General features: G+C 67.5%; 21 protein-coding genes. 12 read left to right on the top strand and 9 right to left on the bottom strand.

The window, feature by feature from the left end; translation table 11 throughout:
* Window positions 1-2: 2 nt before the first annotated feature.
* Genes BLW48_RS23170 through BLW48_RS23160 form a run of 3 tightly spaced genes read right to left on the bottom strand, consistent with a single transcriptional unit; the run spans window position 3 to window position 4416 of the window.
* On the bottom strand, window positions 3-1076 hold the full coding sequence (locus BLW48_RS23170; protein ID WP_093177700.1) for a mechanosensitive ion channel family protein: 1074 nt from the start codon (window positions 1074-1076) through the stop codon (window positions 3-5).
* Complete coding sequence (locus tag BLW48_RS23165; protein WP_093177698.1) at window positions 1076-3328, bottom strand: FUSC family protein; 2253 nt, start codon at window positions 3326-3328, stop codon at window positions 1076-1078. Before BLW48_RS23165 ends, BLW48_RS23170 begins: the two co-directional genes overlap by 1 nt.
* 2 nt (window positions 3329-3330) lie before the next feature.
* Window positions 3331-4416 (bottom strand): inositol monophosphatase family protein, encoded by a 1086-nt coding sequence (locus BLW48_RS23160; protein ID WP_093079819.1) that lies wholly within the window; start codon window positions 4414-4416, stop codon window positions 3331-3333.
* A 112-nt stretch (window positions 4417-4528) separates the two neighbouring features.
* Between BLW48_RS23160 and BLW48_RS23155 the strand changes: the two genes are divergently transcribed.
* On the top strand, window positions 4529-5260 hold the full coding sequence (locus tag BLW48_RS23155) for an RNA methyltransferase (RefSeq protein WP_093079822.1): 732 nt from the start codon (window positions 4529-4531) through the stop codon (window positions 5258-5260).
* Between the two features lie 84 nt (window positions 5261-5344).
* Window positions 5345-6115 (top strand): serine O-acetyltransferase, encoded by a 771-nt coding sequence (gene cysE / locus BLW48_RS23150; protein WP_093177697.1) that lies wholly within the window; start codon window positions 5345-5347, stop codon window positions 6113-6115.
* A gap of 22 nt (window positions 6116-6137) precedes the next feature.
* Here cysE and cadR read toward each other — a convergent pair whose 3' ends face one another.
* On the bottom strand, window positions 6138-6608 hold the full coding sequence (gene cadR / locus BLW48_RS23145; RefSeq protein ID WP_093177695.1) for a Cd(II)/Pb(II)-responsive transcriptional regulator: 471 nt from the start codon (window positions 6606-6608) through the stop codon (window positions 6138-6140).
* A gap of 70 nt (window positions 6609-6678) precedes the next feature.
* Between cadR and BLW48_RS23140 the strand changes: the two genes are divergently transcribed.
* The gene (locus tag BLW48_RS23140; protein WP_093177694.1) at window positions 6679-8976 is read left to right on the top strand and encodes a heavy metal translocating P-type ATPase; all 2298 of its coding nucleotides are present in this window, start codon (window positions 6679-6681) and stop codon (window positions 8974-8976) included.
* Between the two features lie 16 nt (window positions 8977-8992).
* On the opposite strand, the gene BLW48_RS23135 is transcribed toward BLW48_RS23140, so the two are convergent.
* Window positions 8993-9565 (bottom strand): carboxymuconolactone decarboxylase family protein, encoded by a 573-nt coding sequence (locus BLW48_RS23135; protein WP_093177692.1) that lies wholly within the window; start codon window positions 9563-9565, stop codon window positions 8993-8995.
* Between the two features lie 135 nt (window positions 9566-9700).
* Between BLW48_RS23135 and BLW48_RS23130 the strand changes: the two genes are divergently transcribed.
* A complete protein-coding gene (locus tag BLW48_RS23130) occupies window positions 9701-10018 on the top strand; it encodes a winged helix-turn-helix transcriptional regulator (RefSeq protein ID WP_093177691.1) in 318 nt (105 codons plus the stop codon).
* A gap of 36 nt (window positions 10019-10054) precedes the next feature.
* Window positions 10055-11308 carry a cation:proton antiporter gene (locus BLW48_RS23125; RefSeq protein WP_093057897.1) on the top strand — a complete coding sequence of 418 codons (1254 nt, stop codon included), beginning with the start codon at window positions 10055-10057 and terminating at the stop codon, window positions 11306-11308.
* On the opposite strand, the gene BLW48_RS23120 is transcribed toward BLW48_RS23125, so the two are convergent.
* Window positions 11305-12636, bottom strand: coding sequence for a heavy metal sensor histidine kinase (locus tag BLW48_RS23120; protein WP_093177689.1), 1332 nt, complete (start codon window positions 12634-12636; stop codon window positions 11305-11307). The genes BLW48_RS23125 and BLW48_RS23120 overlap by 4 nt on opposite strands.
* Window positions 12633-13310, bottom strand: coding sequence for a heavy metal response regulator transcription factor (locus BLW48_RS23115; protein WP_093057895.1), 678 nt, complete (start codon window positions 13308-13310; stop codon window positions 12633-12635). The genes BLW48_RS23120 and BLW48_RS23115 overlap by 4 nt, the downstream gene beginning before the upstream one ends.
* Window positions 13311-13471: 161 nt before the next feature.
* Between BLW48_RS23115 and czcI the strand changes: the two genes are divergently transcribed.
* The 7 genes from czcI (at window position 13472) to BLW48_RS23080 (ending at window position 22075) form a co-directional block, all read left to right on the top strand.
* The gene (gene czcI, locus BLW48_RS23110) at window positions 13472-13846 is read left to right on the top strand and encodes a cation efflux protein, CzcI family (RefSeq protein WP_093177688.1); all 375 of its coding nucleotides are present in this window, start codon (window positions 13472-13474) and stop codon (window positions 13844-13846) included.
* 98 nt (window positions 13847-13944) lie between these two features.
* Entirely contained in the window at window positions 13945-15282 is a 1338-nt protein-coding gene (locus tag BLW48_RS23105) for a TolC family protein (protein WP_093177686.1), read from the top strand.
* 26 nt (window positions 15283-15308) lie between these two features.
* The gene (locus BLW48_RS23100) at window positions 15309-16652 is read left to right on the top strand and encodes an efflux RND transporter periplasmic adaptor subunit (protein ID WP_093177685.1); all 1344 of its coding nucleotides are present in this window, start codon (window positions 15309-15311) and stop codon (window positions 16650-16652) included.
* 10 nt (window positions 16653-16662) lie between these two features.
* A complete protein-coding gene (locus BLW48_RS23095; protein WP_093177683.1) occupies window positions 16663-19866 on the top strand; it encodes a CusA/CzcA family heavy metal efflux RND transporter in 3204 nt (1067 codons plus the stop codon).
* Entirely contained in the window at window positions 19856-20773 is a 918-nt protein-coding gene (locus BLW48_RS23090; RefSeq protein ID WP_093177983.1) for a cation diffusion facilitator family transporter, read from the top strand. Before BLW48_RS23095 ends, BLW48_RS23090 begins: the two co-directional genes overlap by 11 nt.
* Window positions 20774-20904: 131 nt before the next feature.
* A complete protein-coding gene (locus BLW48_RS23085; protein WP_093177682.1) occupies window positions 20905-21657 on the top strand; it encodes an SDR family oxidoreductase in 753 nt (250 codons plus the stop codon).
* Window positions 21658-21667: 10 nt separating this feature from the next.
* Complete coding sequence (locus tag BLW48_RS23080) at window positions 21668-22075, top strand: cupin domain-containing protein (RefSeq protein ID WP_093177680.1); 408 nt, start codon at window positions 21668-21670, stop codon at window positions 22073-22075.
* 4 nt (window positions 22076-22079) lie between these two features.
* Here the strand turns inward: BLW48_RS23080 and mog are convergent, their stop codons facing one another.
* Together mog and yjgA are read right to left on the bottom strand one after the other, a co-directional pair.
* Entirely contained in the window at window positions 22080-22670 is a 591-nt protein-coding gene (mog, locus tag BLW48_RS23075) for a molybdopterin adenylyltransferase (protein ID WP_093177678.1), read from the bottom strand.
* Window positions 22667-23323: a ribosome biogenesis factor YjgA gene (gene yjgA, locus BLW48_RS23070; RefSeq protein ID WP_093057887.1), complete on the bottom strand. Its 657-nt coding sequence runs from the start codon at window positions 23321-23323 to the stop codon at window positions 22667-22669. Before yjgA ends, mog begins: the two co-directional genes overlap by 4 nt.
* Window positions 23324-23329 lie beyond the last annotated feature (6 nt).

The raw sequence follows: 23329 nt of genomic DNA, 5'->3' as shown, positions 1-23329 counted from the left end.
GATCAGGCCACAGCCTGCTGGTGTTCGCGCTCCTGGCTGCCTTCGCTCGCGATGCGCGTCTTCGGCAGGAACTGCGGGTACTCGCGCTGCATGAAATCGATCAGCCCCTCGCGCACGCTGCAGCGCAGGTCGAAGGCCAGGCCCGAGGTGGCGGCGGTGCAGAGCACGCGGACCTGCATGGTGCGCTCGGTGGCGTCGGTCACGCGCAGGTTGAAGAAGCGGCCGTCCCACTCGGGCGCGGCCTTCACGATGCGCTCTGCCTCTTCGCGCAGCGGCGCGAGCGGCATGCCGTAGTCGACGTAGATGAAGACCGAGCCGAGCAACTGGGCCGAGTGACGCGTCCAGTTCTGGAACGGCTTCTCGATGAAGTAGGTCAGCGGCAGGATCAGGCGCCGGTCGTCCCAGATGCGGATGACGACGAAGGTGCCGGTGATTTCTTCGACGCGGCCCCATTCGCCTTCGACCACCAGCACGTCGTCGATGCGGATCGGCTGCGCCAGCGCAATCTGCAGGCCGGCGATGAGGTTGCTGAACACCGGCTTGGCCGCAAGACCGGCCACGATGCCGATCACGCCGGCCGAGGCCAGCAGGCTCGCGCCCACCTGGCGCGCGCCGGGAAAGGTCATGAGCATCATCGCGCCGCCGGCCACCACGACCACTGTCATGGCGGTGCGCGCGAGCACGCGGGTCTGCGTGAGCACGCGGCGGGCCTGCAGGTTGTCGGCGATGTCGGAGGGGTTCTGCGCCAGCACGCCGTCGGCGAAACCGCTGATGGCTTTCACCGTGAGCCAGGTGGCGGCGGCGATGAGCAGCAGTCCGTTGAGGTGGCGAACGTTGCCGATGAAGCGCAGGTCGTCAGGCGCCGCCTGGAAGATGAGCAGCAGCGCAACCAGCGGCAGCACGAGCCGCGCCGGCGCGTTGCAGTTGATCACCATCGCGTGCACCGTGGGTACGGGGCGGGTGATGCGCTTCAGGACAAGGCCGCCGATGCGGTGAACCAGAAGAGCGAGCGGGATGGCGACGAGGATGGCAATCCATGTGCCGAACCAGGGGTGGGCAAGTATCTCTTTGGTCATCAGGCGGTGGTCGTCGTGGCTGCTGTTGTCTCGTTCAGTGGTTGAAGAATTCGCGCCGCGTCGTCGCGCAGCTGCGTGGCCAGGGCCGTGGCCAGGTCGAGCCGGCGCAGCAGCCAAGGGCTGATGTCGTTGTCGAACGGGTCGGGCAGGGGGATCGGGCCACCGACGGTGGTCGAGCCGGCGCTCTCGGGGTGAGAGGGGCCGGTGGTGGGAGTGGTTCCGATGGCCGCCTCGATGCGCTGCGCGGTGCGGCTGATGGGGCCCTCGACCTCTGCCGGCGTGAGGCGGTCGCGCCGCAGCACGAGCATCGACTTCACCGCGCTCAGTTGCGCGAGCAGCTGGTAGCTGTGCGCCTGCAGGTGTTCGAGCGGCTCCAGCGGCGGTTGCACCGCGCGCGGCTCCGACAGCGAGCGCTGCGTGGCCTGCACCAGCGCCGAGAGGCTGTCGTAGGCCTCGCGGCGCGCGAGACGCCATTCGAGTTCGGGGCTGCTGTCGATGGCCTGCAGCTGGCCCAGGCCGAGCGCCAGGCGCGCATGCCGGGCCTGCGCGGTGAGCACGCGCGACACCAGCGCCGGAATCTGCGTGCGCTCCCACGAGGGCAGCACGTAGCAGAAGCCCCAGGCCAGCGCTGCGCCGATGAGCGTGTCGGCGATGCGCTCGAACAGCGCGAAGATGGGCGCCACGCCCACGTTCAGCATGTGGGCCTGCACCAGGCCGAGCACGGTGGCCGCCACGGCGGTGATGAGGTAGCGCCGCACCGCGAAGCTGTGCGCAATGGCCTGCGCCACGGTCACGATCACCAGCAGCATCAGCGCCGACGGGTGCGCCGACAGCAACCCCACCGCGAGCACGCAGCCCAGCAGCGTGCCGGCCACGCGCGCGTTGCGCCGCTCCAGCGTCTGCGAGAGGCTGCCGCGCAGCACGACCACGATGGTCAGCAGGATCCAGTAGTCGTGAGAGCCCCAGGGCATCGACACGGCGATGGCGTAGCCGGCGGCAATGGCCAGCGCGGCGCGGATGGCGTGGCGCAGCGGCGGCTGGTCCCAGCGCCAGAGCGTGAGGAAGGGGCGCAGCGACCAGTCGGTCGGGCTCACGAACAGCTGCCAGTTGGCGCGCACCACGGCAAGGTTGGGCTCGGCATCGCCGCGCGCCATGGCCGACAGGCGCAGCACTTCGTCGTTGATGTGGCCGATGCGGCTGGCCAGTCCGCGAGCGAGCATGGCGGCCGTGGGACCGATGTGGCCGCCGCCTCCGCCGTGCATGTTTGCGCTGTCGTCGGCCGAAACGTGGATGGCCGCGAGGCGCGGGCGCCGGTCGGCTACGGCCTCGGGGTGGCGGCCCATCATGAGGGCGTCGGCCAGCGCGATGGTTTCGTCGGCGAGTTCTTCGAGCACGCAGCGCATTTCGATCAGCGCCTCGGCATGCGCGGGGTGTGCGCGCAGGGTGTCGAGGTCGAGTTCGCTGGCCAGCAGCTGGTCGCGCATTTCGAGCACGATCACCAGCATGGCGGCCAGGCGCTGGCGGCGCGGGGTGCGCGGCGATTCGAGCACGATGTCGCGCGTGGCCTGCAGCTGGTCGGCCAGCGCGGCCTGTTCACGAAGCAGTTGGCCCAGCACCGGCGCGGGGGTGTCGCGCACGTCGCGGGTTTCGTCCTGCGGCAGGAACTGGCTGGCCTCGGTGCGCATCAGCGCGGCCAGCGAATACAGCACGTCGGCTACCGACTGGGTGCGAAAGCGCCCGTTGAGCGCCAGGTTGGCGAGCGTGGCCCAGATCACGTACAGGCCCGCGCCCAGGCCGAAGTGCCAGGTGCGCTCCAGCGCGTCGGGCATGCCGGTGGGCGCCGGCGTGGCCATGGAGAACACCATCGAGAACATCACCGCGATCGCGATCGGGATGCCCCGCTTGCCCCAGGCCATGGCCAGGAAGGCCATGAAGGTGGCGGGCACCAGCAGCAGCCCGAGGCGGATTGGCGCGGTGTGCAGCATCTGCACGGCAAAGAACAGCGGCAGGCCGATGAGCGGCGCCGGCAGCATCTGGAAGAACTTGCCGCGGCGCGGGCCGGGCAGGTCGGGCGGCGCGGTGACGATCACGCCGGTGGCGGCGGCCGAGGCCGCGATGGTGCCGAGCCAGAAGTGGATGCCGCCCGAGATGAACAGCAGGCCCAGCGCAACGGTGAGCCCGCTCGCGACGTAGTGGCTCAGCGCAATGCGCAGAGCGGCACGAACGCGGGGCGCGGCGTTGGGCCCCAGCATCGTCACTTGGCGGAAGCGTCGCCCTCGCGGGGCTGGGAAGGCTGGGAAGACTGGGGAGAGGCACCGTTGGCGGGCGCGTCACGGCGCACGCGCGTGAGCTTGCGGGGAGCGGGCTTCGCTTCGGCAGCGGCCGGGGTGGCGCCTTCGGCAGCTTCGTCGGCAAAGTCGACCACGGTGCTGCGGGCGTAGAGGTCGACCGAGGCATCGTCCGCGTTCGACTTGGTCGAGGCGGACACGGCGCGCACGCGGTCGCTGGCGCGCAGCTTGTCGTCGACGTTGGCGAACTTGGAGTACTTGGCGAGCAGCGGCACCAGCTGGCCATAGATGCGCGGGGCGCCGGCCAGGCATTCGCGCTGCTCGAGGAATTCGGGCTCGCCCGTGAAGTTGCCGATGAGGCCGCCGGCCTCGGTGACCAGCAGCGAACCCGCGGCCACGTCCCAGGGGTTCAGGCCGGTTTCGAAGAATGCGTCGGTGAAGCCGGCGGCCACGTAGGCCAGGTCGAGCGCAGCGGCGCCGGGGCGGCGCAGGCCGGCCGCGCGGGGCATCATGTCCGCCATGATGGCCAGGTACTGCTTGAAGTTGTCGCCGGTGCGGAACGGGAAGCCGGTGGAAATCAGGCACTCGTTGAGGCGGGTGCGCTTCGAGACGCGGATGCGGCGCTCGTTCATGTAGGCGCCGCGGCCCTTGGTGGCGGTGAACAGGTCGTTGCGGGTGGGGTCGTAGACCACGGCCTGCTCGATCTTGCCGCGCACCGACAGCGCGATGGACACGCAGTACACCGGGAAGCCGTGGATGAAATTGGTGGTGCCGTCGAGCGGATCGATGATCCAGACGTAGTCGGAGTCTTTGGCGCCGTATTCGGTGCCCGATTCTTCGGCCAGGATGCCGTGCCCCGGGTATGCGCCAAGCAGCGTCTCGATGATCGCTTTTTCGCTGGCGTGATCGACTTCGGTGACGAAGTCGTTGACCTGCTTCTGGGAGATGCGCACGGCCTCGACGTCGAGGGCGGCGCGGTTGATGATCGCGCCGGCGGCGCGTGCGGCCTTGACGGCCACGTTGAGCATGGGATGCAGGTTGGGGGACGACATTCTGGATTGTGAGAAGAACGGTGGGGTTGGTCCCCCGGAGGCGACCCGGCGATGCGGGCGGCGAGAATCGGGCATTTTACCGGCTCCGCCCGTTAGTGTCTCCAAACCCGCCATGCGCACCCGTTTCATCCTGATCCAGACCAGTCACGCCGGCAATGTGGGCGCCGCCGCCCGCGCCATGAAAACCATGGGTTTCGACGACCTCGTGCTGGTGGCGCCCCGCTGGGCCAACGTGCTGCGGCGCGAGGAAACCATCCAGCGCGCGAGCGGTGCGCTCGACGTGCTGACCAACGCTCGCATCGTCGAAACCCTGGATGAAGCCCTGGACGGCGTGACTCACCTGTGCGCCACGGCCATGATCCCGCGCGACTTCGGCCCGCCCACCCGCACGCCCCGGGAGCACCTGGAGCCGCTGGCGAAGCAGGGCGACCAGCACGTGGCTTTCCTGTTCGGCTCCGAGCGTTTCGGCATGCGGAACGAAGACGTCTACCGCTGCAACGTGGCGCTGAGCATCCCGACCGACCCGAAGTTCGGCTCGCTCAACCTGGGCGCGGCAATCCAGGTGGTTGCTTATGAATGGCGGCTGGCGCTCGGCGGCTACGAGGTGCGCGAGGCCACCAACCCGGTGCAGGCGGCCGATGCGCAGGCGGTGGCCGGCATGCTCGACCATTGGGAGCGTTCGCTCGTGGAGATCGGCTTTCTCGACCCAGAGGCGCCCAAGAAGCTGATGCCGAGGCTGCAGCAGCTCTTCAACCGCGCCCAGCCCACACCGGAAGAGATCCACATCCTGCGCGGCATCGCCAAGGCCATGAGCGACGCCACCCGCCCGCCGCGAGGCTCGTAGCCTTTTAAAACCTTATCGCCTGTAAGCGATGACGGCGGGTTATAGACTGCCCGCCCCATATCGATATAACGACAAAAGGCAGCGATGTTCTCTCGACTGCGCGCCGACATCCGGTGCATCCTCGAACGCGACCCGGCCGCCCGCAGCGCCTGGGAAGTGATCACGGTCTACCCCGGCTTCCATGCCGTGGTGCTGCATCGCTGGGCGCACGCCTGTTGGACGCATGGCTTCAAGTGGCCCGCCCGCTTCATTGCGCACTGGGCTCGCTGGATGACCGGCATCGAGATTCACCCGGCGGCCAAGATCGGCGAGCGGGTGTTCTTCGACCATGCCATGGGGGTGGTGGTCGGCGAAACGGCCGAGATTGGCGACGGCTGCACCATCTACCAGGGCGTGACGCTGGGCGGCACCTCGCTCTACAAGGGCACCAAGCGGCATCCGACGCTGGGGCGCAATGTGGTGGTGAGCGCGGGGGCCAAGGTGCTGGGCGGGTTCGTCGTCGGCGACGGCGCCAAGATCGGCAGCAATGCGGTGGTCATCAAGCCGGTGCCGGCAGGGGCGACGGCGGTGGGCATTCCCGCACGCATCATCCCGTCGAAGACCGACGAGAGCGCCGATGTGGCCGAGCCGCAGAAATTCTCTGCCTACGGCATCACGCAGGACGACGATCCGCTGAGCCAGGCGCTGCGCGGGCTGGTCGACAGCGCATCGGGGCAGGAGCACCAGATCGCGCTGCTGTGGCAGGCCATCGAGAAGCTGTCGGCGCAGCCCGGCACCAAGGACTGCGTGCCCGGCGACGCGGCGCGCGACGAGAGCTTCGAGGCGGACAAGCTCACGCAGCTCATCGGCAAATAGCGAGCCCGGCCGGCCGGCCTGACTAGCCGGCGCGCTTGGCGGGCGCGTGCAGCGCCCCATGCACGTGGCCTGCGTGCTGGCTGAAGGTTTCGGGTGCGAGCGCGGCGGTGTCCAGCTCCTGCAGGATGCCGCAGGCGCTTGCCGATTCGGGGCCGCAGCACTGTTGGCGCAGCGCCTTCAACTGCTTTTCCAATGTCTTGAGCTCGGTGATGCGCGCGGCCACGTGGCCGATGTGGTCGTCCAGCAGCTGGTTGACCTCGCCGCAGTCTTCCTGTGGTGCGTCGCGAAATTTCAGCAGGCTGCGGATTTCGTCGAGGGTCATGTCCAGCGAGCGGCAACGGCGGATGAAACCCAGGCGCTGGGCGTGGTCTTCGTCGTAGATGCGGTAGTTGCCGTCGGTGCGCGCGGGCTCGGGCAGCAGTTGCTCGCGCTCGTAGTACCGGATGGTTTCGACCGGCGTGTTCGCGACCTTGGCCAGTTCACCGATTTTCATGATGCGGCAAATGTACGAGTGGAAATGAGCGGTTGACTCTACACCTGCTTCAGGGTTTCCAATCGATTCCATGACGAATCAGACCACTCTGAACCCGGTCACTCCGGCCCTTCACCCGCACGATCACGACCATGGTCACAGCCATGCGCACGGACACACGCATGCGCATGCTCCGGCCGAAACCTCCTGCTGCGGCAACCCGGTCTGCGGCTCGTCGCCAGCCGTCGTCGACACGGCCGACATCCCGAAGGGCGCCTTGCTCTTTCGCATTCCCACGATGGATTGCGCCGTCGAAGAGTCCGAGATCCGCCGCGCGCTGGAGCCGGTAGCCGGTGTCCAGGGTCTGCGCTTTCGCCTCGGCGAACGCACGATGGCGATCACGGCGGACGCTGCTGCCTTGCCCCTGGCGCTCGATGCAATCCGCAAGGCCGGCTTCAAGCCCGAGCCTGTAGTCGAAGCGACAGGCGCGAAACCCGTCGCACCAGCGCGCATCGCGGGCATGAGCATGGGCCTCGCGCGCCTCGTCGCCGCATTGGTGCTGGCCATCGCGGCCGAGTCGATCTCCTTCATGGGGCTCGAGGGCAAGGGCTTCATGGCCGCCGAGATGGTGCTCGCGCTGGGCGCCATAGGCCTTGCCGGACTCGACACCTACAAGAAGGGCTTCGGCGCATTGGTGCGCGGGCGCCTCAACATCAATGCCCTGATGGCCGTGGCCGTGACGGGCGCTTTCATCATCGGCCAGTGGCCCGAAGCCGCGATGGTGATGGCGCTCTATGCGATTGCCGAGCTCATCGAAGCCCGCGCCGTGGACCGCGCGCGCAACGCCATCCAGAGCCTGCTGGCGCTCGCGCCCGAGCAGGCCGAGGTGAAGCAGGCCGACGGCAGTTGGAAGACTGTGATGGCCGACACCGTGGCACTCGACGCCATCGCGCGCATCCGCCCCGGCGAACGCGTGCCGCTCGACGGCATTGTCACCGCCGGCATCAGCGCCATCGACCAGGCACCAGTCACGGGCGAGAGCATTCCGGTCGACAAGACCATCGGCGACGCCGTGTTCGCAGGCACCATCAACCAGACCGCCGCGCTGGAATTCCGCGTGACGGCCGTGGCGGCCAACACCACGCTCGCGCGCATCATCCACGCGGTCGAAGAGGCGCAGGGCTCCCGCGCGCCGACGCAACGCTTCGTCGACAGGTTTGCCGCCATCTACACGCCCACCGTCTTCGTGCTGGCGCTGGCCGTCGCGACGCTCACGCCGCTGTTCATGGACTGGACGTGGCTGCAGGCCATCTACAAGGCGCTGGTGTTGCTGGTCATCGCATGCCCGTGCGCACTGGTCATCTCCACGCCCGTCACGGTGGTGAGCGCGCTCGCATCGGCCGCGCGGCGCGGCATTCTCATCAAGGGCGGCACGTATCTCGAAGAAGCGCGCAAGCTCAAGGCTGTGGCGCTCGACAAGACGGGCACCATCACTGAAGGCAAGCCGAAGCTTGTGGAGTCCGTGCTGATCGACGCATCGGGCAACGAGGCAACGGTGTTCGCCATTGCCGCCAGCATCGCGGGCCGCTCGGACCACCCCGTGTCGAAGGCCATTGCCGAAGGCTTGAAGGGGCAGCGAGACGAGGTCGGGGACTTCACCGCGCTGCCCGGCCGCGGCGTGCAGGCCACGCACGCGGGGCAGGCCTACATGCTCGGCAACCACCGCCTGATCGAGGAACGTGGCCTGTGCACGCCGTCGCTCGAAGCCGAGCTGAAGCGCCATGAAGAAGCGGGCCGCACTGTCACGTTGCTCGCATCGGACAAGGCCGTGCTCGCGCTGTTCGCCGTGGCCGACACCATCAAGGAATCGTCGCAGGCAGCGGTTGCGGAGCTGCGCGCGCTTGGCGTCGTGCCCGTGATGCTCACCGGCGACAACACCGCCACCGCGAAGACCATCGGCGCCCACGCCGGCATCGACGACGTGCGCGGCAACCTGCTGCCCGAGGAAAAGCTCGACGCCATCAAGGCCATGCAGCAGCGCTACGGCGCGGCCGCGATGACCGGCGACGGCATCAACGATGCCCCCGCGCTTGCGCAGGCCGACATCGGCTTCGCGATGGGCGGGGCCGGCACCGACACCGCGATGGAAGCGGCCGACGTGGTCATCATGAACGACGACCTGCGCCGCATCCCCGAGACCATCCGCCTTTCGCGCCGCGCGCACTCGGTGCTGTGGCAGAACATCACGCTCGCGCTGGGCATCAAGGGCGTGTTCTTCGTGCTCGCGGTGTTCGGCAGCGCGACGATGTGGATGGCGGTGTTCGCCGATATGGGCGCGAGCCTGCTGGTGGTGGCGAACGGGCTGCGGTTGATGCGCGTGCCGAAATAGGTCGTTGCTGTCGGCCTTACCAGCGCGCTGCCCACTTCTCCAGCGGCACGCGCGCTGCATTGCACACGTAGCTCACCGAGTGGTACCAGCCCGCGAGCATCATCAGCTCGACCAGCTGCGCGTGGCTCCAGTGTGCGTTCAAGGCTTCCCAGAGCGCATTGTCCACGTCGCTGGTGTCATGCAGCTGGTCGACCATCGACACCAGCAGCCGGTCGCGCGGCGCGAGCAATGAGAGATCTCCGTCTGGCGAGGCCATCACCCGCCGATCGGTCTCGCTGAAGCCAGCCGCGTCTGCAAAGCCGGTCCAGTGCACACCCCATTCGTACTCCGCGCCGCAGCGGGCGCAGACCCGCAGGATCACGATCTCGCGTTCGCGCAGGCTGATGGCTGCCTTGCGGCCGAGCAGGTAGCGACCCAGGTCGAGCGTGCGCTCGGCCAGCGCGGGGTTCACGGCCATCACGCGGAACAGCGCGAGAACTTCGGGCGCCTGTGGCGGCGTCATGCGCGTGAGCAGTTCGCCGATGGGTTCGGGGTAGGGGGCTTCGAGTGGGGGGATCCTCGGCGCGCGGTTCGCGGCTGTCTCGGCCATGGGTGATTCCTTCGATGAAGTGGATGAAGTGGATGAAGTCGCTACGGAAAGCGTAGCGATCTGGTGCAGTCTATCGCTACGAAATGCGTAGCGCAAGGACGTACACTCGCCAATCAGTCATTCGAAGGATTCGGCATGGAAGACGCACAACCCACGGCATCGCGCCGACCCATCATGCGGCTGCTGGAGCAGCTCGGCCGCAAGGGCACGCTGCGCATCCTGTGGGAGCTGCGCGACGGCCTGCCGCAGAGTTTCAGGGCGCTGCGCGTCAGCACGGACGACATGTCGCCCTCAGTGCTGAATGACCGGCTCAAGGAGCTGCGCGCCGTCGGCGTGGTCGAGCTCGCCGACGCGGGCTATGTGCTCACCGAGTCGGGCGGCGAACTCGTCAAGCGCCTCACGCCGCTGAACCAGTGGGCCAACCGCTGGCTCGACGACGCGGCTTCGAACTAACATCGGCCGAATTTCTTCACCGATTCCAACCCCTCGATGTCCGTCACTTCGCTCCTGCTGCAGCTCATCGTCATCCTGGCCACCGCGCGTTTGTGCGGGTGGGTGCTTCGTCATGTGGGGCAGCCCGGCGTGGTCGGCGAGATGGCGGCGGGGCTGATGCTCGGGCCGGTGGTGATGGGCGCGCTGTTTCCTTCGCTGCATGCGCAGCTGTTTTCCAAGGAGTCGCTGCAGGGGCTCTCATCGTTGTCGACGCTGGGGCTGGTGCTGTTCATGTTCGTGGTCGGCCTGGAGCTGCGGGCGTCGCAGGGCGTGCGTGAGCAGCTTCGCTCGGCGGGTTACGTGGGTGTGCTGAGCGTGGTTGTGCCAATGGCGCTGGGCATCGCGATTGCGCCGGCGCTGCATCCCACGCTTGCGCCGGCCGGTGTCGGCTTCTGGCCGTTTGCGCTGTTCATCGCGGCGGCGCTGTCGATCACGGCCTTCCCCGTGATGGCGCGCATCCTGAAAGACCGCGGCATGACGCGCACGCCCTTCGGCCAGTTGTCGCTGGGCGCTGCGGCCGTGGTCGACGTGTTCGCCTGGATCCTGCTGGCCTTCGTGGTCGCGATGGTCGGTGCAGGCGAGGGCTACCAGGGCCTGCTCAAGACCACGCTGGGCATGGCGGTGGTGCTGCTGGCGCTGTTCTTCGGGCTCAAGCCGGCCTTCGCACGGCTGCTGCGCGCCAAGGCGCCCGAGGGCGAACCATCGACCACCGTGATGGCGGCGCTGATGCTCGGCCTGCTGGCGACGGCGCTGGTCACCGAGTGGCTGCACCTGCACGCGGTGTTCGGCGCCTTCCTGTTCGGCGCCTGCCTGCCGCGCGACGACCGGCTGCTGAAGTCGCTCACCGAACGCATCGAGCCGATCTCCATCGTCGTGCTGATGCCGCTGTTCTTCGCGCTGGCGGGGCTGGGCACCACGTCCAACGCCTTCTCGGGCGCGAGCCTCGGCGCGATGCTGCTGATCGTGGGCGTTGCCACCGTCGGCAAGATCGCCGGCGGCGCAGCCGGCGCGCGCATGGCGGGCTACGGCTGGCGTGACAGCCTGGCCACCGGCTCGCTGATGAATGCGCGCGGGTTGATGGAACTCATCGTGATGAAGATCGGCCTCGACGCGGGGCTGATCGGCCCGGAGCTTTTCACGATGCTGCTTGTGATGGCGCTCGTGACCACGGCGATGACGGGGCCGCTGATCAACCTGTTCATCGGCCGCAAGGCAGCGGTTGCGGCAGATGCCGCGCACGCCAAGCCCTAGTCGCTGCCGCCGCGCCGCACAGTAAATCCGATGCGCGTCTCGCCGCCCTGGCTGGCGGCGAACACACGCCCGCCGTGCATGCGCGCGATGGCTTCCACGATCGACAGGCCCAGGCCGTGGTGCCGGGTCGAACCGTCCCGCGCCTGCGCCGCGCGGTAGAAGCGCTCGAACAGGCGGGGCAGGGCGGCGGGGTCGATCGGCTCGCCACGGTTGACGACCGCGACTGCGAATTCATCGTTGTTCTCTACCCCGATCTCGATGCGAATCGTCGAAGCCGGCACCGCGAAGCGGATCGCATTGCCCAGCAGGTTGAAGAGTGCGCGCCGCACTAGCGCGGCGTCCACGTCGGCCATGGCGTCGCCCTTCACTTCCGCACGCAGGCCGGCTTCTTCCAGCATGGCGTCGTAGAAGTCGATCACGTCGCCGGCCTGCACCGCCAGGCTCGTCACGGCCCGCGTGCGCATCGGCGCACCGCGCTCGGCCTGCGAGAGAAACAGCATGTCGGTGACGATGCCCGAGAGCCGGCCGATCTCTTCGAGGTTGGAGGCGAGCACGGTCTGCAGCTCCTCGTTGCTGCGCGGGCGTGTGAGCGCGAGTTCGGTGGAGCCGATCAGGTTGGCCAGCGGCGTGCGCAGCTCGTGCGCCACGTCGGCGTTGAATGATTCGAGCTGCACGTAGGCGCGTTGCACCCGCAGCAGCAACGCGTTGAACTGCGTGATCCATGGGCGCAGCTCTTCGGCGAAGTCCATCGCGTCGATGGGGCGGTTGGCCTTGTCGGGCGCCATTGCAGCGGTGCGCTGGGCCAGCGCCTTGAGCGGGCGCAGGCCGCGCCGCACCAGCCACATGCCCGTGAGCGAGACCAGCGCCGTGCCCAGCACGACGGCGCCCAGCAGCGTCCATGCGAGCCGTTCGAGCAGGCGGGCTTCCTGTGCCGTGTTCACGCCGAGCTGCACCTGCAGCTGCGTTGTCAGGCCACTCTGCTGCCAGGGCACCACGAGGTCGCGCCGCATCCAGCGGCCGCCGGGCGTGGGACTGGACTGGAAAAGCTGCTTGCCCGCATGCGAGATCGACAGGCTCACGTCGTCCTGCATCGAGAAGAAGTCGTCGAGCTTGTGCCGCAGGAAGACGAGGTCGCCGCCTTTCTCGGCCTCTTTCAGCAGGTGCTCCACCAGCACTGCCTTCTGGTTGAGCTCCTCTTCCTGTTTCTGTCCGAAGCTCCAGGCCGTGACGAGGTAGATGGCGAAGCAGATCACGCTGAGCCCGAACAGGGTCTGCGCGGCGAACCAGAGCGACAAGCGGCTCTGGAGTGAGTGCGGCCGGGCGGTCAAGACCAGGAGCGGTCTTCGAGGACGTAGCCCATGCCGCGCACGGTGTGCAGCAGCTTCACCTCGAACGGGTCGTCGAGCTTGCTGCGCAGGCGCCGGATGGCCACTTCGACCACGTTGGTGTCGCTGTCGAAGTTCATGTCCCACACCTGCTCGGCAAGCGTGGTGCGCGACAGGATCTGGCCGCGCCGGCGCAGCAGCACCAGCAGCAGCGTGAACTCCTTGGCCGTGAGGTCGAGGCGCGTGCGGTTGCGCACGCACTTACGGCTGAGGAGGTCGACCTCCAGGTCGGCCAACCGCAGCACGGTCGATTCCTGCGGTTTGCCGCGGCGCAGCAGCGCCTGCACACGGGCCAGCAGTTCGGAGAAGGAGAAGGGCTTGACGAGGTAGTCGTCCGCGCCCTGTTGCAGCCCCTGCACGCGGTCTTCGACCTTGTCGCGCGCCGTGAGCACCAGCACGGGCACGTTCTTCGTGCGCCGGATGGCCTGCAGCACGGCAAAGCCGTCGATGCCGGGGAGCATCACGTCGAGCAGGACCAATGCGTATTCCCCCTCTGTGGCGAGGTATCTCCCCTCGATGCCGTCGCGGGCGATGTCCACGACGTAACCGTTCTCCTCCAGCCCCTTTTTTAGGTAGTCGCCTAGTTTGGGCTCGTCTTCGATGACAAGTATTCTCATTGCCGCATGGTATCGAAGCACTTTCAATAAGCGGGTTACGTTTCGGTAATCCTATTGACGGACAAAACCCTGCCCCCGTGTCATACATTGCGCCGGGCCTGCATTTCGAAGGGCCATTGCCGGAATGCCCGCCGCAGGCCGTCGATATACTTTTTGCCTCCATGCGCCGCTGGCTCCTCATCTTCCTGCTCGTCCTGTTGCCGTTCCAGTTCAGCTGGGCGTCGGCATCGGCGTATTGCCAGCATGAGCGCGATACGCAGCCCGAGCACTGGGGTCACCACGAAAGCGAAACCCGCGGTACCGACCGCAGCCACAGCGGCGAGGGCGCGCAGAAAAACTCCAGCACCCAGCCCAATGCAGTGGTCGGCGAATGCGCGATCTGCCATGCAGGCTATGCCCAGCATGCAGATGCTTCGGTGGAGCCCGTGCTGGCCGCGGTGCACGTGACCCAGGCCCTGCGCGCAATGCCTGCCGAGCGCTTCGACTCGCACATCTCCGACGTTCCGGTTCGTCCCGACTGGTCTCTCGCCCTTTGATTCGGCGAGAGAACACATTCCCCCTCTGATACTCACCATCAGCTGAGCTCTTCTCGCCGAATTCGTCCGTCCGTTGTTTCGCAACCCAGGAGAATTCGATGCGCACGCTCTTCGTGCCGCTGGCCATGTTGGCCTTTGCGGCGCCCCCGGCTTTTTCACAACAGGTCGCGGTGTCGGCCGCTGCCGGCACCCCGTATTCACAGCAGGCCCACGCGGCTGCCCGCACTCTGGAGCCCGCGGGCCCGCTGACCCTGCGCAACGCCGTTGCAATGGCGTTGCAGGCCAACCCCGGCCTGTCTGCCGCGTTCCGCGAGCAGGAGGCTACCGAGGCCGCCATCGTCCAGGCCGGCGCCTGGCCCAACCCCACGCTCGACGCGCAGGTGGAAGACCTGCGCCGCGACAACCGCACCACCACGCTGCAACTGAGCCAGCCCCTCGAACTGGGTGGCAAGCGCGCGGCCCGCGTGACGGCGGCCGAACGCGCGCGCGACCAGGCCGCGTCGGCGCTGGCAGGCCGCCGCGCCGAGGTGCGCGCGGCGACTGTCACCGCCTTTTTCGACGTGCTCACCGCGCAGGAGCGCCTGCGGCTCGCGCAGGACTCGGTGAGCCTTGCACAGACAGCCACCCGCGCAGCGGCCAACCGCGTGGCCGCCGGCAAGGTCTCGCCGCTGGAAGAAACCAGGGCGCGTGTGGCCGAGGCCGGCATCCGCGTCGAGCTGCTGCAGGCTGAGGGCACGCTGCGCTCGTCGCGCCAGCAGCTGGCCGCGCTGTGGGGCAACCCGAACCCGCGCTTCACGCAGGTGGATGGCGCTGTCGACCAGCTGCCGGCACCGGTGCAGGACGTGGCCAGCCGCCTGGGCGCGGCGCCCGTGGTGCAGCAGGCGCGGCTCGAAGTCGAGCGGCGCAAGGCGCTGTCCGACCTGGAGCAGGCCAAGCGAATCCCCGACGTGACCGTGTCGCTCGGCGCCAAGCGTGTGCCGGCATCCGAAGGCGAAACCGGCAGCAGCCGGCGCAACCAGGTGGTCGTGGGCCTGTCGATTCCATTGCCGATCTTCGACACCAACCGCGGCAACGTGGCCGAGGCCCTGAGCCGCGAAGAGAAGGCGCGCGACGACCTCGTCGCTGCCGAGCTGCAGTTGGGCGCCGATGTCGCGCAAGCTTCGGAGCGCCTGCGCTCCGCGCGCGCCACCGCTGAAACGCTGCAGCGCGACGCGCTGCCCGGCGCCGAGACCGCCTACAAGGCCGCCACCAAGGGCTTCGAGCTCGGGAAGTTCAGCTTCCTGGAAGCACTCGACGCGCAGCGCACGCTGTTCCAGGTGCGCGCGCAATACCTGCTGGCACTCGCCGACGCGCACCGCGCCGCCGGTGACCTCGACCGACTGCTGGGCAACGAAGGCAACGACATCTCTGCCGCGACACCACCCGTCGCGCGCTGACAAGCAAGCAAGGAACTCCACACATCATGAACACCGAAGAACGCAAACCTTTCGCCGAGCGCGTCGGCAAGAAGCAATGGATCGCCATCGCGGTCGTGCTGGTGCTGGGTCTCGGCGCGGGCGCGATGATCCTGCGCACATCACCCGCCAAGCCCGAAGCGGCCGGCCATTCGGAAGCTGCCGGGCACGGCGACGGCGAGCATCACGAAGAAGGCGGCAAGCAAGCCAAGGAAGAGGGCAAGGACCACGACCACGATCACGGCGAGGCCAAGGGCCATGCCGACAACGAGCACCACGAGGAAGGCAAGGAAAAAGCCGCAACGTCGGAGCACAAGGAAGACGAAGAGAAGATCGCCTTCACCGACGAGCAGGTCAAGGCCGCCGACATGACCATCGAGAGCGCAGGCCCCGCGCGCATCAAGTCGTCGCTGCAACTGCCCGGCGAAATCAAGTTCAACGAAGACCGCACGGCCCACGTGGTGCCGCGCGTGGCGGGCGTGGTCGACAGCGTATCGGCCGACCTCGGCCAGGAGGTCAAGCGCGGCCAGGTGCTGGCGGTGCTTTCGAGCCCTTCGTTGTCGGAGCAACGCAGCGCGTTGCAATCGGCACAGCGCCGGCTGGAGCTGGCCCGCTCCACCTACGAGCGCGAGAAGAAGCTGTGGGAAGAAAAGATCTCCCCGCAGCAGGACTACCTGCAGGCCCAGCAGGCCATGCAGGAAGCGCAGATCGCAGTGGCCAATGCCAACCAGAAGCTGCTGGCACTCGGTGCCACGCCGGGCTCGTCGGCGCTGGGCCGCTACGAGCTGCGCGCGCCCTTCGACGGCATGGTGGTCGAAAAGCACATCTCGCTCGGCGAATCGGTGGGCGAGGCCGTCAACGTCTTCACCATCTCTGATCTATCGACCGTGTGGGCCGAGATCAGCGTGGCCGCCAACAACCTGAACCTGGTGCGCATCGGCGAGCCGGTGAGCATCCGCTCCAGCGCCTTCGACCAGATCGCGACCGGCAAGGTGTCGTACGTGGGCTCGCTGATCGGCGCGCAGACGCGCACCGCCACCGCACGCGTCACGCTGACGAACCCGCAGCGCATCTGGCGCCCGGGCCTGTTCGTGAACGTCGAGCTCGTGGCCTCAGAGACGGATGCCCCCGTGACCGTATCGGCCGAAGCGGTGCAGACGGTGGAAGACAAGCCCACCGTGTTCCTGCGCGTGCCCGGCGGCTTCCTGCCGCAGCACGTGCAGACCGGGCGCAGCGACGGCAAGCGCATCGAGATCGTGAGCGGCCTGAAGCCCGGCGCGCCCTATGCGGCCAGCGGCAGCTTCGTCGTGAAGTCGCAGCAGGGCAAGAGCTCGGCCACGCACACCCACTGAGGAAGTCCGCATGTTCGAACGCATCATCCGCTTCTCCATCGAGCAGCGCTGGCTGATCCTGCTTGCCGTGCTCGGCATGGCGGCACTCGGCATCTTCAGCTACCAGAAGCTGCCCATCGACGCCGTGCCCGACATCACCAACGTGCAGGTGCAGATCAATACCGCCGCGCCCGGCTACTCCCCGCTGGAGACCGAGCAGCGCGTGACCTACCCCATCGAGACCGTCATGGCGGGCTTGCCGGGCCTGCAGCAGACCCGTTCGCTATCGCGCTACGGTCTTTCGCAGGTCACGGTGATCTTCAAGGACGGCACCGACATCTACTTTGCGCGGCAGCTCGTCAATGAGCGCATCCAGTCCGCAAGGGAAAGCATGCCCAGCGGCATCTCGCCGGTGATCGGGCCCATCTCGACCGGCCTCGGTGAAATCTACCTCTGGACCGTCGAGGCGGAAGAGGGCGCGAAGAAGGCCGACGGCAAGCCTTACTCGCCCACTGACCTGCGCGAGATCCAGGACTGGATCATCAAGCCGCAGCTTCGCAACGTTGCGGGCGTGACCGAGATCAACTCCATCGGCGGCTATGCCAAGGAGTTCCACATCGCGCCCGACCCGGCCAAGCTGCTGGCCCACGGCCTCACGATGACCGACCTCGTCACCGCGCTGGAACGCAACAACGCCAACGTCGGCGCGGGCTACATCGAGAAGCGAGGCGAGCAGTACCTCATTCGCGCGCCGGGGCAGGTGAAGTCGGCGGAAGACATCGGCAACGTCATCCTGGGCAACGCCAACGGCATTCCGCTGCGCGTGCAGGACGTGGCCGAGGTCGGCATCGGCAAGGAACTGCGCACCGGCGCGGCCACCGACAACGGCCGCGAGGTGGTGCTGGGCACCGTGTTCATGCTGATCGGCGAGAACAGCCGCACCGTGTCGCAGGCGGTCGACAAGAAGATGCAGGAAATCAACCGCACGCTGCCCGCCGGCGTGAAGGCGGTGACGGTGTACGACCGCACCGTGCTGGTCGACAAGGCCATCACCACGGTGAAGAAGAACCTGTTCGAGGGCGCGGTGCTGGTCATTGCGATCCTGTTCCTGTTCCTCGGCAACATCCGCGCAGCGCTGATCACCGCACTGGTGATTCCGCTGTCGATGCTCTTCACCTTCACCGGCATGGTGAACCAGAAGGTCAGCGCCAACCTCATGAGCCTGGGCGCGCTGGACTTCGGCATCATCATCGACGGCGCGGTGGTGATCGTCGAGAACTGCGTGCGAAGGCTGGCCCATGCACAGGCGCACAAGGGGCGGCCGCTGACGCGCAGCGAGCGTTTCCACGAAGTGTTCGCGGCCTCGCAGGAGGCGCGCCGGCCGCTGCTGTTCGGCCAGTTGATCATCATGATCGTGTACCTGCCGATCTTTGCGCTCACGGGCGTCGAGGGCAAGCTGTTCCACCCGATGGCCTTCACCGTGGTGATTGCGCTGCTGGGCGCGATGATCCTGTCGATCACCTTCATTCCCGCGGCAGTGGCGCTATTCATCGGCAACAAGGTCAGCGAGAAGGAAAACCGCCTGATGGTGTGGGCCAAGCGCGGCTACGAGCCGCTGCTGGCGCGCGTCATGGCGGCCAAGCCGCTGGTCATTACGCTGGCCGCCGTGGCGGTGGTGCTGTCGGGCCTGCTGGCCACGCGCCTGGGCACGGAGTTCGTGCCGAGCCTGAGCGAAGGCGACTTCGCCATCCAGGCGCTGCGCATTCCGGGCACCAGCCTCACGCAGTCGGTCGAGATGCAAAAGCAACTCGAACGCACGCTGAAGGCGAAGTTTCCGGAGATCGAACGCGTGTTTGCGCGCACCGGCACAGCGGAGATTGCTTCGGACCCGATGCCGCCGAACATCTCCGACGGCTACATCATGCTCAAGCCCGAGAGCGAGTGGCCCAAGCCTCGTCGCACGCGAGACGAACTCCTTGCAGCTGTGCAGGAAGAAGTCGAGAAGCTGCCGGGCAACAACTACGAGTTCTCGCAGCCCATCCAGCTGCGCTTCAACGAGCTGATCTCGGGCGTGCGCAGCGACGTGGCCGTGAAGATCTTCGGCGACGACATGGACGTGCTGAACAAGACGGCGGCCGAGGTGTCGGGCGTGCTGGGCAAGATCGCCGGCGCGGCCGAGGTGAAGGTCGAGCAGACCACCGGCCTGCCGATGCTCACCGTGAACATCGATCGCAACAAGACCGCGCGCTACGGCCTCAACGTGGGCGACGTGCAGGACGCGATCTCCACTGCGGTCGGCGGGCGCGAGGCGGGCACGCTGTTCGACGGCGACCGTCGCTTCGACATCATCGTGCGCCTGCCCGAGAACCTGCGCACCGACCTCGAAGCCATCAAGCGCCTGCCCGTGGCCCTGCCCAAGGGCGCGGGCGCGGAAGGCCAGCGCACCAGCTTCATCCCGCTGGGCGAGGTGGCCACGCTCGACATCGCGCCCGGCCCCAACCAGGTGAGCCGCGAGGACGGCAAGCGCCGCATCGTGGTGAGCGCCAATGTGCGCGGCCGCGACCTCGGCTCCTTCGTGGCCGAGGCAGAGGAGGCCATGCGCAACGTGAAGATTCCCACCGGCTACTGGACCGTGTGGGGCGGCCAGTACGAGAACCTCGCCTCGGCCACGCAGCGGCTGCAGATCGTGGTGCCGGTGTCGCTGCTGCTGGTGTTCACGCTGCTGTTCGCGATGTTCGGCAACCTCAAGGACGGCCTGCTGGTGTTCACCGGCATTCCGTTCGCGCTCACGGGCGGCATCGTGGCGCTGTGGATGCGCGGCATTCCACTGTCGATATCGGCGGCGGTGGGCTTCATTGCGCTGTCGGGTGTGGCGGTGCTCAACGGGCTGGTGATGATCTCGTTCATCCGCAACCTGCGCGAAGGCGGCCTGCCGCTGGACGCTGCCATACGCGAAGGCGCGCTCACGCGGCTGCGGCCGGTGCTGATGACGGCGCTGGTCGCCTCGCTGGGCTTCGTGCCGATGGCCATTGCCACCGGCACCGGCGCCGAAGTGCAGCGGCCGCTGGCCACGGTGGTGATCGGCGGTATTCTTTCGTCGACCGCGCTGACGCTGCTGGTGCTTCCGCTGCTCTACCGCATTGCGCACCGGCGCGATGAAGAAGAGGAAGAAGTGCAGGAGCAGGTTCATGGCGCGCCACTCGATCCTGCATTGCAAGGCTCCCATGGCACATGAGCATTCACACGCTGTAGGCGGCAACGAGAAGGCACTGCGCTGGGCGCTTCTGCTGACCACGGTCTACCTCGTGGCCGAGGTGGTCGGCGGGCTGGTGTCGGGCAGCCTCGCGCTGCTGTCCGATGCGGCCCACATGTTCACCGACACGGTGGCGCTGGCAATTTCGCTGGCCGCCATCTGGATCGGCAAGCGTCCCGCGGACAGGCGGCGCACCTTCGGCTACTACCGCTTCGAGATCCTGGCGGCGGTGCTGAATGCGGTGCTGCTGTTCTTCGTGGCTATCTACGTGCTGTACGAGGCCTGGCGGCGCATCTCCACGCCGGCCGAGATCCAGTCGACCATGATGCTGCTGGTGGCCGTGGGCGGGCTGGTCGTCAACCTGATCGGCATGCGGCTGCTCGCGGCAGGCAAGGACAAGAGCCTCAATGTGAAGGGCGCGTACCTGGAGGTGTGGGCCGACATGCTGGGCTCGATCGGCGTGATCGTCGGGGCTCTGGTGATCCGCTTCACCGGCTGGGCGTGGGTCGATTCGGTGATCGCGGTCGCCATCGGCCTGTGGGTGCTGCCGCGTACCTGGCGGTTGTTGCGCGAGAGCCTGAACGTGCTGCTCGAAGGCGTGCCTGACGACGTGGACCTGCCCGAGGTCGAGCGTGCGCTGCTGGGCAGCGAAGGCGTCGCCAGCCTGCACGACCTGCATGTATGGGCACTCTCGAGCGGCAAGGTGAGCCTGAGCGTGCACGTGGTGTGCACGCCGGATGTGGATGACATGGCGCCGCTGATGCTGCGGTTGCGCGCCCTGCTGGCCGAGCGCTTCGACATCCACCATTCGACGGTGCAGGTCGAGCGCGTGCCCTGCGAGCAGGCGGCCGAGAGCCATGGTTTCGGGCCTGCGGTCGCGGCCACCTAGCTGGCTCGATCGGTCGATTCCCGGGATTTTTCGGTCCCGGTGTCACAAACGCCCCCCGCTGGACGTCTTGCCTGCATGGACGTCCACGGGGGGCGTTCTTGACTCCGACTCTCCTTACCGAGGAATCAACCATGAAGATCGTCATCATCGGAGGCTCCGGCCTCATCGGCTCCAAGCTCGCCACGCGCCTGCGCAATGCAGGCCACGAGGTCAACGCCGCGTCGCCCTCGACGGGCGTCAACGCGCTCACCGGCGAAGGCCTGAAGGCCGCGCTGGCGGGCGCCAATGTGGTCGTCGACGTCGCAAATTCGCCCTCGTTCGAGGACGAGCCGGCGCTCCGGTTCTTCGACACCGCTGGGCGCAACCTGCTGGCCGCCGAGGCGGAAGCCGGCGTGACGCATCACATAGCGCTGTCGGTGGTCGGCACCGATCGCCTGCTGGCCAGTGGCTATTTCCGCGCCAAGCAGCGCCAGGAAGAGCTGATCGAGGCCTCGCCCGTGCCCTGGACCATCGTGCAGGCCACGCAGTTCTTCGAATTCGTGGCCGGCATCGCCGACGGGAGCGTGCGGGGCGGCGAAGTCCGACTGTCGAACGCGTTGATACAGCCGATGGCGGCGGATGACGTGGCCGCCGCGCTCGCTGCCGTGGTGGCCGAGCCGCCCGCGCGGGGCCGGATCGAGATCGCGGGCCCGCAGGCGTTGCCGCTCGACGCGCTGGTTCGGCGCCTGTTCGCGGCGACCGGCGACAAGCGGCCAGTCGTCACCGATGCCGGGGCGAGCTACTTCGGCGTGCAACTCGACGACCGCTCACTGACACCCGGCAACGCCCCGCGCCTCGGGACGATCCGCTTCGAAGACTGGCTTGCGCAGCGTGCGCTGGCCTGAAAGGCAACCCATGACCCGTTTTCAGAAAACCTGCATTTCCCTCGGCCTCGCGTTCGGCACCTTCGTCGCGATGCCCGCCCTGGCGGCCCCCGAAGCCGCCGTGACCATGCTCATGACGAAGGACTTGGCGGATATGCCCGGCAAGGAAGCAGTCACGTTCGTTGTCGACTTTCCGCCAGGCTCAGTCGATCCCGTCCACCGCCACGATGCCCACGCCTTCGTGTACGTGCTCGAGGGATCGATCGTGATGGGCGTGAAAGGCAGCAAGGAGGTCACGCTGACCCCCGGCCAGACTTTCTACGAGGGCCCGGCCGACATCCACACGGTCGGCCGCAACGCCAGCGCCACCAAGCCCGCAAAGTTCCTCGTGACGATGGTCAAGGACAAGGGCGTGCCGTTGCTCACGCTGGTCAAGTAGACGCTCAGCGCGGTGGCCGGATGGCCGACTTGGGCCTGAAAGCCTTGCAGACCGTGTCGTCGGTCTCCAGGTAAGGCCCGCCGATCAGGTCGATGCAGTAGGGCACCGCCGCGAAGATGCCCGGCACGACCTGCACGCCCTCGGTGTCCTTCAGCCCTTCGAGCGTTTCCGCAATCGACTTCGGCTGGCCCGGCAGGTTGATGATCAGGCTCTTGTCGCGGATCACCGCCACCTGCCGCGACAGGATCGCCGTCGGCACGAAGCGCAGGCTGATCTGGCGCATCTGCTCGCCGAAGCCGGGCATTTCCTTGTGGGCCACGGCCAGCGTGGCCTCGGGCGTCACGTCGCGCAGGGCGGGGCCTGTGCCGCCGGTGGTCAGCACCAGCGAGCAGCCGGCGTCGACCAGTTCGATCAGCGTGGCGCTGATGCGGTCGGCCTCGTCGGGGATCAGCCGGGGTTCGAATTCGATGGGGTTCTTCAGCGCCCTGCCAAGCCACTCTTTCAGCGAGGGCAGGCCCTTGTCTTCGTAGGTGCCGCTGGAGGCGCGGTCGCTGACCGAGACGATGCCGATGCGGACCGGGTCGAACGAACTCATGCGTCCTCTTCCCGGTCTTGGGCGGCGGCCGCTGCCGCGTGGTCTGCTCCGCCGTGCACCGCCAGTTGGGCACGCACCAGCTGGAAGATCTCGCGGTAGGCCTTGCCCTGGCGCGGCGCTTCGCCGGCCGGGCCGGTCTTCATGTCCTTGCGGGCCTGGCGCACCAGGGCGCGCAGCTGCTGGGAATCGGTGGCGGGGTGGGTTTCTATCCAGCCGCCGAGGGCGTCGTCGTCGGCAATCAGCCGGTCGCGCCAGCGCTCGGCCTCGTGCAGGGCGGCGGTTTCGGCGGCCGGCGCGATGCTTTGCTCGGACAGGGCTTGTTTAACGGCCTCCAGCACCTCGGGCTCGAGCTTGCGCATGAGCTTGCCGATGAACTGCATCTGGCGGCGCTTGCCCTCGAAATTGGTGATGCGCTTGGCTTCGGCGATGGCGTCGACCAGTTTTTCGTCGAGCTGGAGCGTATCGAACAGGCCGGCGCGCAGCGTGAGCAGCTCGGTGCCTAGCTTCTGCAACTCGTCGCTTTCGCGCTTGAGGTCGGTACGGCTGGCTTCGTCGGTGCCCTTGAGCTCGCGCTTGAGCTCAAGGTCGAGTTCGCTGCCTTCGGCAACGAACTGGCCACGGACGAAATAGCCTTTTTTGGGTTTGCGGGACATGGAGTG

Origin of the sequence: Variovorax sp. YR266 (assembly GCF_900107295.1) — a bacterium.
Lineage (GTDB): Bacteria > Pseudomonadota > Gammaproteobacteria > Burkholderiales > Burkholderiaceae_C > Variovorax.
The sequence above is the reverse complement of the archived record's forward strand: the minus strand, read 5'-3'. Positions and strand labels throughout refer to the sequence as shown.

Bases quoted from the DNA above. Each gene is read 5' to 3' on its own strand.
- BLW48_RS23170 (WP_093177700.1), bottom strand. From the start codon at position 1,076: ATGACCAAAGAGATACTTGCCCACCCCTGGTTCGGCACATGGATTGCC.
- BLW48_RS23165 (WP_093177698.1), bottom strand. From the start codon at position 3,328: ATGCTGGGGCCCAACGCCGCGCCCCGCGTTCGTGCCGCTCTGCGCATT.
- BLW48_RS23160 (WP_093079819.1), bottom strand. From the start codon at position 4,416: ATGTCGTCCCCCAACCTGCATCCCATGCTCAACGTGGCCGTCAAGGCC.
- BLW48_RS23155 (WP_093079822.1), top strand. From the start codon at position 4,529: ATGCGCACCCGTTTCATCCTGATCCAGACCAGTCACGCCGGCAATGTG.
- cysE (WP_093177697.1), top strand. From the start codon at position 5,345: ATGTTCTCTCGACTGCGCGCCGACATCCGGTGCATCCTCGAACGCGAC.
- cadR (WP_093177695.1), bottom strand. From the start codon at position 6,608: ATGAAAATCGGTGAACTGGCCAAGGTCGCGAACACGCCGGTCGAAACC.
- BLW48_RS23140 (WP_093177694.1), top strand. From the start codon at position 6,679: ATGACGAATCAGACCACTCTGAACCCGGTCACTCCGGCCCTTCACCCG.
- BLW48_RS23135 (WP_093177692.1), bottom strand. From the start codon at position 9,565: ATGGCCGAGACAGCCGCGAACCGCGCGCCGAGGATCCCCCCACTCGAA.
- BLW48_RS23130 (WP_093177691.1), top strand. From the start codon at position 9,701: ATGGAAGACGCACAACCCACGGCATCGCGCCGACCCATCATGCGGCTG.
- BLW48_RS23125 (WP_093057897.1), top strand. From the start codon at position 10,055: ATGTCCGTCACTTCGCTCCTGCTGCAGCTCATCGTCATCCTGGCCACC.
- BLW48_RS23115 (WP_093057895.1), bottom strand. From the start codon at position 13,310: ATGAGAATACTTGTCATCGAAGACGAGCCCAAACTAGGCGACTACCTA.
- czcI (WP_093177688.1), top strand. From the start codon at position 13,472: ATGCGCCGCTGGCTCCTCATCTTCCTGCTCGTCCTGTTGCCGTTCCAG.
- BLW48_RS23105 (WP_093177686.1), top strand. From the start codon at position 13,945: ATGCGCACGCTCTTCGTGCCGCTGGCCATGTTGGCCTTTGCGGCGCCC.
- BLW48_RS23100 (WP_093177685.1), top strand. From the start codon at position 15,309: ATGAACACCGAAGAACGCAAACCTTTCGCCGAGCGCGTCGGCAAGAAG.
- BLW48_RS23095 (WP_093177683.1), top strand. From the start codon at position 16,663: ATGTTCGAACGCATCATCCGCTTCTCCATCGAGCAGCGCTGGCTGATC.
- BLW48_RS23090 (WP_093177983.1), top strand. From the start codon at position 19,856: ATGGCACATGAGCATTCACACGCTGTAGGCGGCAACGAGAAGGCACTG.
- BLW48_RS23085 (WP_093177682.1), top strand. From the start codon at position 20,905: ATGAAGATCGTCATCATCGGAGGCTCCGGCCTCATCGGCTCCAAGCTC.
- BLW48_RS23080 (WP_093177680.1), top strand. From the start codon at position 21,668: ATGACCCGTTTTCAGAAAACCTGCATTTCCCTCGGCCTCGCGTTCGGC.
- mog (WP_093177678.1), bottom strand. From the start codon at position 22,670: ATGAGTTCGTTCGACCCGGTCCGCATCGGCATCGTCTCGGTCAGCGAC.
- yjgA (WP_093057887.1), bottom strand. From the start codon at position 23,323: ATGTCCCGCAAACCCAAAAAAGGCTATTTCGTCCGTGGCCAGTTCGTT.